Below are 13,873 nucleotides of genomic sequence, written 5' to 3'. Positions count from 1 at the left end.
AGCGCCACCATGATCCATCAGGGTAGCGGAATAACGATATCGTGCCAAAATGGACACGAACGTCAAAAACTCTTAAGGGCACCAAGATCAGCCGGGTTTCCACACAGCCTCTCCGCTGAGCTGACCTCGGTGCCTTGCCCCAATAGGCCAAAGCTGTGGAATTCCTTATGTCACAGTAATTGCTCTGTAGGGAACGTTTCAAACTTGACTAGTCGAAAGCAAAAAACCTAAGCGTAATTACGATCTATTTACGAATTTTTTTCACAAATTATTGAAATAAAACATTAAACTTTGCTTCTAGAGCGCACCAGTATTTTTACCCGATGCAGTGAAGATCCCTTTTTATATGAGGTTATTCAGGGGGTTGTGGGGGCGTTTCTCTTACTGAATTGCGCTAAAAACCATTAAAATCGCCATGCAAGGTATACGAAATTCCAAGTCCTTTAAAAAGCGCGTTTAGCATTGCGTGCAAGGAATGAGGGATCATCAAAGTTAACCGCCGCCGTTTGCCCGTAGGAGAGATGGCGGCCTTAGATCAGGCGATCACCTTACAGGGTTGGAAAATTCCGGACGTTTTCGCGACTGTGTACCGATTGCGCCAAGCGGGCCAACTCGCTTTTCATCGCGTTAATACGGCGCGATAACCCCACGACATTCGGGGATTTGTTGCCCATTGAGGGGGTCGCCCGAACAGCAGGCTTGATTGAAGCCCGAAACGCCCACAACATGCAGAAAATACATTCCATTTGCGGTGTGTCTAAAATGATGTCTGTGGTGACATCAGGGATAAGGTTGAAGAATGACGATTGAAGATGAAAAAGCGCTCTTGGAAACATTGGCAGCACAGGAAGCGCAACTGGTGTTTCCGAAGTTCAGCACTGATATGGCGTTGACGCTTGGCGCTCGGTTGATGGCGCATGGTCAGGAACATGACTTACCGATCTCGGTTAATATTTCCCGCAACGGGCAATGCCTTTTTACCTGTGCACTGACGGGGGCTCGCCGCGATAACGAGGTCTGGATTCAACGCAAAAACCGTGTCGTGAACCGGTTTGGCCATAGCTCGTTCTATATGGGGACGCACCTGCGCGCTCTGGGAACAACAATGGAAGCGAAATACCTGTTGCAGGAGAGCCGTTATGCGGCGCACGGCGGGGCGTTTCCAATTCTGATCAAGGAAACGGGCCCGATTGGGACGGTGACGGTTTCGGGGCTATCGCAACGGGATGATCATGATCTCGTTGTAAAGTTTCTAGGTGAATTGCTGGCGGAAACTTGATGGCGGCGGCTTGGGGCTGAAAATTTTCCCGAGCTTCCATCTGGCGACCATTGGCAATTGCCGCCAACTGGCTTGAGAGCAGATCTGTGAAAATACGCGCGACAAGCGTTTAGGGAGTGAGGGTACCTCACGCCAGCTAAAGCTATTTCCGAGAAAAAATTACGCTTCGAATGATTGAATACGTTTGCAATATTATTGGACGTTGATAGTATTCCTCTAGAAATTTCACACTCAATCTCTATCGAATAGGAAAAGTTATGCAGTCCACTTGCCCACCGTTCAAGGGTATTCACCAGCTTTGCAAACCAAAAGACAACGGAGCATCAGACGCGACGGATATCTCAAATTTGGTGAGTAAAGTCCTGTTTGCAGTTCAAAAGGACGGTGATCACGCCGTCGCAGAATTTGCTTTGAAGTTTGACCAAAGTGATCTGACCGAATTTGAGGTGTCGCTTGAGGACCGCGAAGCCGCTCTCAGGGAGCTTGATCCGCAAACGCGCGCAGACACTGAATTTGCGATTGCAAACGTACGCAAGTTTGCGGAGGCGCAACTGGAAACGATGCTGCCACTTGAAATAGAAATCCGCAAAGGTGTTCATCTTGGGCACCGGATTATTCCGATTGAACGGGTGGGTTGCTATGTGCCGGGGGGCCGCTATCCGCTGTTGTCCGCGCCGATCATGACTATTGTTCCGGCCAAAGTCGCGGGCGTGGATGAGGTTATCGCTTGTTTGCCACCGAATGCGCATCGGGCGATGATTGCGGGCTGTCATTTGGCGGGGGCTGATCGCATTTTCCGCATTGGCGGCGCTCAAGCGATTGCAGCGATGGCGTTTGGCACCGAAACCGTTCCCGCCGTTAACAAGATCGTGGGGCCGGGCAATGCATACGTCAACGAGGCCAAGCGGCAGGTTTTTGGGCCAATTGGCATCGACCAACTCGCCGGACCCTCCGAGATTTACACCCTTGCCGATCATACGGGCGACGCGGAGATGATCGCGACCGATCTGCTGGCCCAAGCGGAGCATGATGTGCGCACGCGTGTCGGTTTGATCACCACGGATTCCGACTTGGCCCATGCCGTCAAAGACGAGATCGAGAAGCAACTTAAGGTTCTTGCCACCGCAGAAACGGCCGAACAAGCATGGCGGGACTATGGCGAAATCGCGATTTGCGACGACGAGGCCACGATGATTGCCTACTCTGATTTCATTGCCGCCGAGCACTTACAGGTTCATACAGCTGATCCCAAAGCCTTCGCGGAAAAGCTGCGCAACTACGGCTCTTTGTTCATCGGCGAGCTGGCGAGTGTTGTCTATTCCGACAAATGCTGTGGTACCAACCACACGCTGCCGACCATGGCGGCGGGGCGTTATACTGGAGGGTTGTGGGTTGGAACCTATGTGAAAATCGCGACCCATCAATGGATGGAGCCCGAGGGGGTGATGGCCGTTGGGCCGTCCGCCGTGCGTCAAAGCACGAGTGAAGGCCTAGACGGTCACAGACGCGCGGCCCAGTTGCGACTGGACCGGCTTCAAGCGCTGTAAGGGTCGCCCGCGCCGTGGTCGGTGGCGGCTTCAAAAGCCGCGCCGACACGGCACACGGTGGCTTCGTCGCCGTGCCGTCCTACGATCTGTAGGCCCATCGGCAATCCGTTGGCAAATCCCATCGGAACGCTCAGGACAGGGTGGCCCGTCACGTTGAATGGCAAGGTACGCATCGCTGTCCATACGGTTTTGCCCTCGGCAAAGGCGCTAAACGGTGGCGCGGGGGCCATTGTGGTTGGTAGGATCAGGACGTCATGGTCCCTCAGAAGTGTATCAACTGCTGCGCCAAACCCTCCGACAAATTTCTGTGCAGCCACGAGTTGGCGCGAAGTGACGGATTTTCCGGACAGGATGCTTTTCGCAGCGGCCGGCCCCACATCCGACGGTTGCGCCTCAATTGTATGGCCATGGGACGCGTATTCTCCGGCAAGGATGATTTGGGCTGCCGCGGCTTCAACGGCGGCATAATCAGGCAATTCAACCAAGCTCACTTGGGCGCCACAAAGGGATAGGACCGAGGCGGCTTCATCCATCAGGGGTTCGAGGGCCGGATCGGCCGCCGTGTCGGCACACCACGCGCGGCCATAGGCAATACGCGTTCCAACCACACCCAACAGTTCGGCGCGTGCAGATTTTGTCAGAACGGCAAAGACTGCAGCCGCCTCTGTGACGTTGTGCGCAATCGGGCCGACATGGTCCAGAGCCGTGGCAAGGGGCATGACGCCGTCAAGGGACACCGCGCCATAAGTTGGCTTAAGTCCGACAACCCCGCAGTAGGACGCGGGGCTGCGCACCGATCCGCCCGTATCTGTTCCAAGGGCAATGCGTACCATTCCAGAGGCCACAGCCGCCGCCGATCCAGACGAGGAGCCACCCGTCACATGGGCGGGATTCCATGGGTTGCGGGGCTGTGCATAGAGGCTGTGTTGATCGGGACCAACGGTCGCCAACTCATAGGTCGCAACCAAGCCCAAAGGAACCGCACCTGCGTCCAGCAGGGTTTGCACAGAGGGGGCGGTGGAGGTTGCGATACGATCTTTTTGCAAGCGTGATCCCCAGCGCACAGGCCACCCTGCTACGTCGAAAATATCCTTGATTGCGAAGGGAATACCGTGCAGCGGGCCGAAATCCTGCCCTGCCGCAAAAGCGGTATCTGCTGCCTGTGCTGCGGCCGTGGCGTCTTCAGGGGCCACATGCACAAACGCGCCAATCGCTGGGTTGCGGTCCGCGATCCTTTGGAGGTGTGCCGCGACAAGGATGGTGGCTGTTAACGGTCCGGATCGCAGCGCCGTCGCGGCTTCGTCAATCGACAGGTCGGCGGGATCGATCTTCATGTGCGTGCGCGTTCAAAATTCGCCCAAGCTTTTTCAAACCGTGCGAAATCAAAGCCAGCTTCCTGTGCGGGGCCAAGGACCAACTGCTCGGTTTCCTGCATCTTGGTGATTGCTTGGGCGAGGTGGTCGATCACCTCGGGTGGCACAACGACCGCCCCGTGCTGGTCCGCGTGGACCAAATCCCCAGGGGACACTGTTAGTCCAAAGATCGTCACGGGGCCGTCAAGTTCGGTGACGTGGACGAAGCCATGACTGGGGCCGATGGAACCCGCCACCACGGGGTAATCTGGTGCCATATCTCCAAGGTCGCGCATCACGCCGTTGGTCACCGTCCCCGACAGACCAAAGCCCTTGTGGATTGTCGTATTCACTTCGCCCCAAAAGGCGCCAATGGCGTGGGGATAGTCCTCGTCCTCAACGACACAGACAGAGGGTTTGGGGGCTTCTGCCATTTGTTTGTAATAGGCCATGCGACGGGCGCGGATCACATCTGCGGGCTCGCTTGGCGGGGTTATGGCGGCAATTTTGGCGGTGCTGGCATAGCCGACAACCACGCCGACGGGATCATTGATCAGCATTGTGCCGCGGGTGAAGGCGTTAAAACCGCGCTTGCCTTGGGCGACTTCGATGGCGTTGCAGACGGTAGGCGTATCAACAGAGCGCAGGAGTGCGAGAAGTTCGGGGGTCATGTATCAGTCTCCAGCCAGCGGGTGAGTGTGGCATTTGTTAGGTCGGGTTGTTCGAGCGTGGGTAAATGGCCCGCGCCCTCGATGACGGTAAGAGTGGCGTTGGGAACCAATGCACAGATCAGTTCATGTCGCTGCACGGGGCATAGGGTGTCAAACCGTCCGCAAAGTGCGAGCGTCGGCACGGTGATGTGGCGCAGGGTGTCCTGCTGATCGGGGCGGGATTGGAGCGCGCGCGATTGGCGGACGAAAACCTCGGGGCCTAGCGCTTTTGCCATGTCCATGCAGATGTTTAAAATCTCTTGCCGTGCGGGGCCGTCGGCGAGATAGCGTGGCTTCATCTCGTCGCGCATCACAGAGTGCAGGTGTCCCGTCTGTACTTTGATAATCTGCGGTTCGCGCGCGGCTGCGACTTCGGGAAGTTCCGCCAAAGGGTTGGCATCCAAAAAGGCAATCCTGTCCACGCGTTCGGGGGCCAAACGGATAACCTCCATCGCGACGATGCCGCCCATCGATAAACCCGCCAGCGCAAAGCGCGGCGGCGCGTTGTCTAGGACGTTTTGCGCCAAGCCCGTGATGGTCTGCGTGGCGATTAGGGGGGCCACATGCACGACTCGATGCGCCGAAAACGCCGCGATTTGCGGGGCAAATAACCGTGCGTCGCACATCATACCTGGCAGCAGGACTAGCGGGATCATGAGGCCAGCTTAGCTCCCTCGGAGAGGGCGGAAAGCTTGGCATAGGCGATGTCGGGATCGACTGCGCCAAAGCCTGCAAAGGTGCCAAACCCGCAATCGGTGCCCGCGATAACGCGCTCGGCCCCTACGATGTCTTTAAAGCGTTCAATCCGTTGCGCAATCAATTCAGGATGTTCGACGAAGTTGGTCGTAGTATCGACCACACCGGGGACGAGCACTTTGTCGTCGGGGATATCGGCCTTGCGGTCGCGAAATACCGCCCATTCGTGGCCGTGGCGCGGGTTTGAGGTTTCAAACAATGTATAGCGCGCCTTGGCGCTCATCAGGGTGTCAAACATCTTGGACATAGGGATATCACAGACATGTGGCCCCTCGTAATTGCCCCAGCAAATATGGATGCGCACCTTGTCTTGCGGCACGTTTTGCAACGCATGGTTCAGCGCCTCGACATGGGAGGCGGCGATTTTGAGGAATTCGTCGTCGCTCAGATCATTGAACAACATGTGTCGCGACAAGGCCAGATCGGGGCAGTCCAGTTGCAGGTCTAAACCACTGGCGACAATGGTTTCATATTCAGCTTTCATCGCATCCGCCAAAGCTGCCAAATAGGCCTCGCGGGTGGGATAGAAATCGTTTTGCAGGAAGAGTGAAATCACCCCGGGGCTGGCGGCATTCATAAATCCGCGCTCTGCGCCGTGTTGCGCCATTGCGGCCTTTAGATTGGCGATGTCTTTTTCCAATTCGCCTTGGCCTTTTGAGGTCACTTTGCCCACGCACATGGGGCGTGCATATTGGGGCGATCCGCCGTCGCCGGCCAATCGTTTCAGGTAGGTCGGAAATTGTTTGAGGTCAGCAGGGGCGTTGCGTGGGCTGTCGCCGTCAAAACCCGTGTAGCGGTCCTTGACGTAGGTGGCATAGCTAATCTTGGAGGTTTCGCCGTCACTGACGATGTCAACGCCGGAAGCGACCTGATGGCGCACGGTTTCGGACACCGCCGCCGTCATGGCCGCATCAAAGGCCCCCTGATCGTAGTCCGTGCCGTTTTCACGCGCAAAGATGAAATCTACCACCTCTTGGGTGCGCGGAAGACTGCCAACATGGCTGGTTAGGATTTTGGTCATAGGGGCCTCTTTTCTTTTTATATCAGTCAGTTGACGAATTTATCCTTGCCACGTCAAGCCCGCTGGGTCAGCGGTTTGCGTCACACGATACAGGGAGGACTCACCCGTCATTGAGGGGGTGATGCAGTGCGCTACATTCGGTGGAATGGCGACGGTATCGCCCGGATTTAGCGTTGCGCTGCCGCCGTCATACGTCAGTTTCCAATGACCGCGCATGGGCATCAAAACGGTATTCTTGTCGTGGCTGTGCATCACTGACGGGGCCGAACCACGGGTGATGAAATCCACCTCAAACCCCGGTTTGTCGCGCAAGATGCCGTTTTCGCCAATGACTTTCGCAGGTTCGCTATCGCCCATTGCATAGAGATCATAATAGCGCGCGACATAATGCGGGACCACATCGCGGGTTGTGGGCTCGGGGTAATCTTTCAACTGCTCTTCTGTTAGCAACGGCATCGGCTTCACATCCGCAGGCAGGTTTTGGCCCTTTTTGGTGTCGTAAAGCTTGCCGTTTTCGCCAAGTACCAGCCCGTGATCGGCGGCATCGGTGATCACTTGGGGGGCCCAGATCACGCCACCGCCTGCATCATCGCCGCCAAGGACGGCCATGATCATCCCATAGTCGGTGCCGATGTTTTGAAAGCCGCGAAAGATGCCCGTGGGAATATTGATGATATCCCCTTCTTCAAGGATCACTTCGCCCGCATCGCCCCAGCGACCCCAGAAAAACCTCCAGCGGCCCGAAAGGATGAAAAACACTTCCGCTGTGCGGTGGCTGTGTAGAGAATTGCGACAGTGGGGAGGTTGGCCCGCCGCGCCGATATTAAAGCCCACTTGATCGGAGATATGGACGTGCTGGTCGGCGCTTTCCGACACGCCTCCGCCGATGATGGTGAAGTTTTCTTTTTGGTTACTCCCCGGTGTGTGGGCGTCGATAAAGGCAGTTTTGCAAGGCATTAGGTCGCCATAGCGGACAATGCGTTTTTCCATTTCTGATGGGGTCATTTTGTGTCTCTCCTGAGAACGTCTTGATGTATCTGGTTTAGTGTAGCTGTTTGGAGGGCGCTATTTGGCCCGGCGGATGCGGGTTTAATCTGCGCGCCCGACGGCTGGCCAGAACGCCATGACGATGCAAAAGGGTGCGAGCGATGCGGATCATGTTTGTGCCTCGTAAAGGAGGATTTGTTTCCAGATCGCGACCTCGTCCCAAAGGCTCCATTCGCGGCGCAAGCCCCACGGGCCGAACTCTGCGTGGGTGAATCCCATGATGTGAACCGGTGCTCCTGTTGGCGCTCCGAAAACACCATAACCAGTGTGATGACCCGTCAGGCTCCAGCGTACGGCGGCGCGGTCTGGCTCTCCCTGATCTGAGCGCCCAATGCGATGATGCACCTCGAATTTGGCGTCCGGAAAGGCACTGCGCAATTGCATCCACTGTGCCTCGGCAAAGGAACGTCCCCAGCCCGTGACGTTTCCTGCATGGTAGATATGGGCCGCGCGATCATAGGTTTTGCCAATAACCGCGACGTCATAGTCCATGATATGCGTCAAAATATCGGCCAGGCGTGTGCCAAGGTCGTGGTCATTGCCCGTGCCCGTATAGGGGCCGGGGCGGTCCTGATCGGGGGTGAAGGGGCGCTGGGCAGTCTCCGGCCCGCCTTCGCGTGCAATGGATGCTGTGGCCCAATCGCGCGGGCTGTGGCCCATTTGCTGCACCATCGAGGACACGTCATAGCAGAGCCATTCGTCGGTAATAACGTCGTCTTGCACGAAACAATCCGCGATACAGCGGGTCGTTACAACTTTGCCCGTCGGGGGGCCGAACACGCCGTGGCCCGTATGTCGCCCCGTGATGATTGAGCGGTGCGACGATAGATAGCCGTCCTTTTCGGTGCCCGACCAAATCACGTCGTCGGCAAGGATTTCGCGGTCGGGGAAGACGGCTTGACTTGCGAGGGTGTCCTTTATCACGCCCTCGGTCCCGATGATCAGCGCCGCCGTGGAGCGCATGATCATGTCCTTGCCATAGGATTCATGCAGCGACGCGATCTGGCGTCCCTCCCAAATCTCGTAAGTGACGCCTTGGATATAGTCGGGCAGGGTGGCAAAACGGCTCATTCTACGTTTCCGGTGTGCAAGTGGATTTGTTTCCAAATCGCGACCTCGTCCAGAACGGTAAATTCGCGCCGCAAGCCCCATTCGCCCCATTCGGCGTGGGTCGCGCCCATGATATGGATCTCGGCCCCAGTTGGCGCTCCGAAAAATCCGTGGCCGCTGTGTTTGCCCGTAAGGGACCAACGCACCGCCGCACGATTGGGAGTGCCGGCGTCAGATCGACCAATGACGTGGTGGATTTCGAACGTCGCCGTCGGGAAGGACGAGCGCAGACGCATCCAGTCCGTCTCGGCAAAGCCATACGACCAGCCACCGCGTGATCCCCAATGTTCCGTGCGCACGGCACGGTCGTATTCGGCGCGGATAACGGTGAAATCCTTGTCCATAATGCGGGTGAGGATGGAGGCGAGCCTTTGGCCCCATTCGTTGTCGTTACCGCGTCCCGTATAGGGGCCGATGACGTCATCGCGCGGGTGGAATGGACGCTGACAGGTCTCGGGGCCACCCTCTTGCTGAATTTGATAACGGGCATAGTCGGCGGGTTCCCAGCCCAGTTGCCGCGCAATGCCGCCTGCGTCACGGATCAGCCATTCATCGTCGATCACGTCGTTTTTGGCGGCGCAATCGGCGATCCCACGGATCACGAAATTTTTGCCCGTTGGCGGGCCGTACAGGCCGTGCCCTGTGTGGGTGGCAGTCGTCAAAACACGGTGCGAAGACAGGTAGCGTTCGGGGTCTGTGCTGTCTTGCGACCAGATGACGTCCTCGCCCAGAAGTTGGCGGTCGGGAAATTCGGCCAGTGTCGCGAGCGTGCCGTCGATGACGCCTGCATTGCCCGTAACTAGCCCCGAGGGGAAGCGCATCGGGATATCTTTGCCGTAGTAGTGGTGCAACGTCGAGAGGCCACGGTCTTCCCAGATTTCCTTGGTAATTTTCAAGATGTAGTCTGGGAAGTCTTTGAATTGGGGGGAAAAGCCCTTCATGTGTGCTGTCCTGTATGGAGTAAAATTTGTTTCCAGATCGCTGTTTCATCAATGAGCGCATATTCGCGGCGGATTGTGGGGTCGCCAGCGCCGAATGGCCCGAATTCGGCGTGGCACATGCCCATAATATAGACCTCGGCACCTGTAGGCGTGCCAAACCGGCCCCAGCCACTGTGCTTGCCATGCAGCGACCAGCGCAGCGCGGCACGCGGTGGCATCAAGGGATCATCGCGGCCAACGATATGTTCGATTTTGAAGGTGGCAGTAGGAAAGGCGGCGCGCAGGCCGATCCAAAAGGCGTCGGCTTCGGCCCAACCCTGTCCATTTTGGCCGCTGGGATAGTGCAACGCGCAAGCGCGATCATAATCGCGTGGAATAGCGTCCAACTCGGCGGCCATGAGGGCGTTTATCGTCGCGGCATAGCGCTCGCCCCATACATTGTCGTTGCCTTTGCGGTCGTAGGGACCAGCCACGTCGCTCGCGGGTGTCATGGGCGGCACGCAGGCCGTTGGGCCGCCTTCACGGGCAATCAGGTCGCGGGTCCACTCAACAACGTCAAAGCCCAGTTGTTGCACGATTGCGGATTGGTCGCGGACCAGCCACTCGTCGTAAACCGCGCCGTCGCGGATCGCGCAATCTGCAAGGATGCGGTAGGCGATTTTACGTCCTGTGGGGGGGCCGTACATGCCAGCGTGTGAATGGGTCGCGGTGCAGATCAAACGATGCGACGAGAGGTAGGCATCGGAGGTGGCAGTCGCGCCTGCGGGATCGTCGCACCAGATAACGTCTTCGCCGAGCAATTCGCGGTCTGGAAACTCAGCAAGCGTTGCCATGGTGGCCGCGATGACGTTTGAGTTGTCGACCACCACCGATGCAGGAGAGCGGACGATCAGCCCGTCGGCATAGAGGTCGCGCAGGGAGCCGATCTTGCGATCCTCCCAAATCTCTTTGGTTATACCGATGATATAGTCGGGCATATCACGCCATTTTGGGTCAAAACCGCGCATCCCTAGGCCTTCAAAGTCTTGGTGGAGCCGCGCAAGATCAGTTCGCCTTGAAACTGCACTTTTTGAGGCGGCGCGGCGGGGTCTTTGATGCGGGTCAAGATGGTCTCGACGGTTTGCGCCACCATCCGGTTGATCGGCTGGCGATAGCTGGTCAAATCATAGGCCGGCCATGCGGCGATGGGCACATCATCAAATCCAGCGATGCTGACGTCTTCGGGAATGCGCAGACCCAGCTTGGAGCGCAACGCGTCCATCACCGCGAAGGCCATATGATCGTTGCACACAAAGGCGGCGTCGGGACGGTCGGAGCCGGCAAACATCTCAAGCGCTGCGGCGCGGGCCATCTCGTATTTAAATCCGCCGTTCTCCCGAAAGGACACGGCAAGGCCTGCCTCTTCAAGCCCGTCACGGAACCCCGATTCACGGTCACGTTGGGTTGAGGCCCCTTCAAATCCGGCGATGTAGCCGATTTTCGTGTGACCAAGGGCTGCGAAATGCGCTGCGATTTCACGACCGCCACGGCGATTGTCAGTCGTGACGGACGACATCAACGGATCGTCTTGGTCCCGATTAAAGAGAACGACAGGGATGCCATGATCGCTGCACCGCGCCGTAAGTTCTGATGACATGGATACTGAGGCCAGCACGATGCCATCCACTTGATAATCCAGAATTTCTTTCATAACGTCCTGAACGTCGCCAATGGTGGGGGCGGCCATGAAAACGAGCACGTGGTAGCCTTCGGCTTGCAGCGCAATTGACAGGCGTTCAACGACTTCGGGATAGAACTGGTTTTCAAGATAGGCGACAACAAGGCCAATGATGCGGCTTTTTCCGGTAATCATTGCACGGGCCAAAACGTTGGGGCGATACCCCAATGCTGTCGCGGCTTTGTCCACCTTCTCACGCGTTGCTTTTGAAACCGAGGCTCCGGGCGTGTAGACACGGCTGACTGCCGATTGACTAACGCCCGCCTTTAGCGCGACTTGTAGTGATGTGATTTTTTCGTTTGCCATCAGTCTGCTGTCCAACCTCCGTCTATGAGCATTGAGGTACCAGTTACCAGAGAGGACGCGTCCGAGGCCAGATAAAGAACGGCCCCCATGATGTCCTCAACTTCGCCGACGCGACCAAGTTTGATCTTTTCGGTAATCCATGCGGCGCGTTCGGGGTTTTCGAACGTCACCGCCGTAAGTGGCGTGCGAATGAACGTTGGGCAAATGGTGTTGACGCGAATTTGACGTGGTCCCCATTCGATGGCCATGGCCTTGACCATCCCCTCAAGCCCGTGCTTTGACGCGCAATAGACGGCGCGATCAATGCCGCCAACATGGCCCATCTGGCTGCTGATATGGATGATCGACCCCGCCCCAGTCATGCGGCGTGCCGCGTAGATCGACAAGAAATACGCCGACCGCAGATTGAGCCCCATGACGGCGTCGTAGTCCTCGGGTGTTGTGTCCAAGGCGGGCGAGTGGCGGGCCAGCCCAGCTGAATTCACGACGATATCAAATGGGTCTTGCGCGTCCACTGCGGCCTTCGTGGCCTCAAGGTCGGACAGGTCCAACAACAGCGTTTCCGCCGACCAACCATTGCTGGCCATTTCAACTACCGTGGCCGATAGTTTTTCAACGCCCCGCGCGGCACAAACCACATGCGCGCCAGCCTCGGCCAAAGCAACGGCGCAGGCTTGACCGATTCCAGACGACGCACCCGTCACGAGGGCACGTTTGCCATCGAGGCGCATGGAAGGTGTACGTGGCAGAGTCATTCTGCGGCCTCCTTATAAGGGGCGCGTTCGCCATAGGGCACGTTGATCCCCCCATAGCGGCGAACGCGGAGGTTGCATTGTTCGGCGTGGGCCACGAACCCTTCCAGCATACACAAACGAGAGCCATAGGCGCCAATGGCCGCGGCGGCCTCGTCGGTGGTGATCCGTTGGTAACTGTGAGTTTTGAGATATTTGCCAACCCAGAGACCACCGGTATAGCGACCCGCCTTCTTCGTTGGTAAAGTGTGGTTTGTTCCAATGACTTTATCGCCGTTGGCAACATTCGTGCGTGGCCCCAAGAACAAGGCACCATAACAGGTCATTTTTTCCAGAAACCAATCGTCGCGGTCGGTCATTACCTGCACGTGTTCGGAGGCAATATCGTCGGCCACGGCCAGCATTTCTTCATAGGTATCACAGACGATAATCTCGCCGTAGTCTTCCCAACTTTTCGACGCGGTGTCGGCCGTGGGGAGGATTTTCAGGAGGCGGTCGATTTCAGCCATTGTGGCGCGCGCCAATTTTTCGGAGTTGGTCAAAAGCACACAGGGGCTGTTGTAGCCATGCTCGGCCTGTCCCAGAAGATCGGTCGCACAAAGTTCGGCGTCGGCGGCGGTTTCGTCGGCGATCACCATTGTTTCGGTCGGACCTGCGAACAAATCAATCCCCACACGGCCAAAAAGCTGACGTTTGGCTTCGGCCACAAAGGCGTTGCCCGGGCCGACGAGCATATGCACAGGTTCAATCGTCTCGGTGCCAAGTGCCATGGCGCCAATGCCCTGAATGCCGCCCAAAACGTAAATCTCATGCGCGCCGCCTAAATGCATTGCGGCAATCACTGCGGGGTTGGGCTCGCCTTTGAAGGGAGGGGTCGCCGCGATGATACGCGGAACGCCAGCGACGGCGGCGGTGGCCACGGACATATGGGCGCTGGCAACCATCGGAAATTTGCCGCCCGGAACATAGCACCCAACCGATTGCACGGGGATGTTTTTGTGGCCCAGAAACACACCGGGCAGGGTCTCAATTTCGATATCCAGCATACTGTCACGCTGGGCCTGCGCGAAATTACGCACCTGCACCTGTGCAAAGCGAATGTCCTCGAGATCGCGCGGATCAACCTTTGCGATTAAAGCCTGAATGTCCGCGTCCGAAAGACGGTAGCTTGCAGGGCTGTAATTGTCGAACTTTTCGGCCATTTCACGCACGGCCACATCTCCACGCGCCTCGATATCCTTTAGTGCCGCTTCGACGGTGGCCCGCACAATGTCATTATCAGCCGCCCGTTCAGATTCGGGTTTCCCGCGCTTGAGATAGGTCACAGTCATTTCA

13 protein-coding genes are annotated in these 13,873 nt (G+C 57.3%); 2 read left to right on the top strand and 11 right to left on the bottom strand.

The window, feature by feature from the left end; translation table 11 throughout:
• The first annotated feature begins 799 nt into the window (after positions 1-799).
• Together AB9F26_RS17755 and hisD (AB9F26_RS17750) are read left to right on the top strand one after the other, a co-directional pair.
• A complete protein-coding gene (locus AB9F26_RS17755; protein ID WP_335585793.1) occupies positions 800-1,279 on the top strand; it encodes a heme-degrading domain-containing protein in 480 nt (159 codons plus the stop codon).
• 257 nt (positions 1,280-1,536) lie between these two features.
• Positions 1,537-2,826: a histidinol dehydrogenase gene (gene hisD / locus AB9F26_RS17750; RefSeq protein ID WP_335585792.1), complete on the top strand. Its 1,290-nt coding sequence runs from the start codon at positions 1,537-1,539 to the stop codon at positions 2,824-2,826.
• On the opposite strand, the gene AB9F26_RS17745 is transcribed toward hisD (AB9F26_RS17750), so the two are convergent.
• The 11 genes from AB9F26_RS17745 to hisD (AB9F26_RS17695) form a co-directional block, all read right to left on the bottom strand.
• Positions 2,814-4,160: an amidase gene (locus AB9F26_RS17745; RefSeq protein WP_369768632.1), complete on the bottom strand. Its 1,347-nt coding sequence runs from the start codon at positions 4,158-4,160 to the stop codon at positions 2,814-2,816. The genes hisD (AB9F26_RS17750) and AB9F26_RS17745 overlap by 13 nt on opposite strands.
• Positions 4,157-4,849: an RraA family protein gene (locus AB9F26_RS17740; RefSeq protein ID WP_369768631.1), complete on the bottom strand. Its 693-nt coding sequence runs from the start codon at positions 4,847-4,849 to the stop codon at positions 4,157-4,159. The genes AB9F26_RS17745 and AB9F26_RS17740 overlap by 4 nt, the downstream gene beginning before the upstream one ends.
• Positions 4,846-5,544 (bottom strand): alpha/beta fold hydrolase, encoded by a 699-nt coding sequence (locus tag AB9F26_RS17735; protein WP_369768630.1) that lies wholly within the window; start codon positions 5,542-5,544, stop codon positions 4,846-4,848. The genes AB9F26_RS17740 and AB9F26_RS17735 overlap by 4 nt, the downstream gene beginning before the upstream one ends.
• Positions 5,541-6,665 carry a cobalamin-independent methionine synthase II family protein gene (locus AB9F26_RS17730; protein ID WP_335585788.1) on the bottom strand — a complete coding sequence of 375 codons (1,125 nt, stop codon included), beginning with the start codon at positions 6,663-6,665 and terminating at the stop codon, positions 5,541-5,543. The genes AB9F26_RS17735 and AB9F26_RS17730 overlap by 4 nt, the downstream gene beginning before the upstream one ends.
• Positions 6,666-6,704: 39 nt before the next feature.
• Positions 6,705-7,670, bottom strand: a complete 966-nt coding sequence (locus AB9F26_RS17725) for a cupin domain-containing protein (protein ID WP_335585787.1) — start codon at positions 7,668-7,670, stop codon at positions 6,705-6,707.
• A gap of 150 nt (positions 7,671-7,820) precedes the next feature.
• The gene (locus tag AB9F26_RS17720; RefSeq protein WP_369768629.1) at positions 7,821-8,783 is read right to left on the bottom strand and encodes an ester cyclase; all 963 of its coding nucleotides are present in this window, start codon (positions 8,781-8,783) and stop codon (positions 7,821-7,823) included.
• On the bottom strand, positions 8,780-9,763 hold the full coding sequence (locus AB9F26_RS17715; protein ID WP_369768628.1) for a nuclear transport factor 2 family protein: 984 nt from the start codon (positions 9,761-9,763) through the stop codon (positions 8,780-8,782). Before AB9F26_RS17715 ends, AB9F26_RS17720 begins: the two co-directional genes overlap by 4 nt.
• The gene (locus AB9F26_RS17710) at positions 9,760-10,770 is read right to left on the bottom strand and encodes an ester cyclase (RefSeq protein ID WP_369768627.1); all 1,011 of its coding nucleotides are present in this window, start codon (positions 10,768-10,770) and stop codon (positions 9,760-9,762) included. The genes AB9F26_RS17715 and AB9F26_RS17710 overlap by 4 nt, the downstream gene beginning before the upstream one ends.
• Positions 10,771-10,772: 2 nt before the next feature.
• The gene (locus AB9F26_RS17705; RefSeq protein WP_369768626.1) at positions 10,773-11,786 is read right to left on the bottom strand and encodes a LacI family DNA-binding transcriptional regulator; all 1,014 of its coding nucleotides are present in this window, start codon (positions 11,784-11,786) and stop codon (positions 10,773-10,775) included.
• The gene (locus tag AB9F26_RS17700; protein WP_369768625.1) at positions 11,786-12,541 is read right to left on the bottom strand and encodes an SDR family NAD(P)-dependent oxidoreductase; all 756 of its coding nucleotides are present in this window, start codon (positions 12,539-12,541) and stop codon (positions 11,786-11,788) included. The genes AB9F26_RS17705 and AB9F26_RS17700 overlap by 1 nt, the downstream gene beginning before the upstream one ends.
• Positions 12,538-13,869, bottom strand: a complete 1,332-nt coding sequence (gene hisD / locus AB9F26_RS17695; RefSeq protein WP_369768624.1) for a histidinol dehydrogenase — start codon at positions 13,867-13,869, stop codon at positions 12,538-12,540. The genes AB9F26_RS17700 and hisD (AB9F26_RS17695) overlap by 4 nt, the downstream gene beginning before the upstream one ends.
• Positions 13,870-13,873: the final 4 nt, after the last annotated feature.

The organism is Falsihalocynthiibacter sp. BN13B15 (assembly GCF_041205415.1).
Taxonomy (GTDB): Bacteria; Pseudomonadota; Alphaproteobacteria; order Rhodobacterales; family Rhodobacteraceae; genus Falsihalocynthiibacter; species Falsihalocynthiibacter arcticus.
The sequence above is the reverse complement of the archived record's forward strand: the minus strand, read 5'-3'. Positions and strand labels throughout refer to the sequence as shown.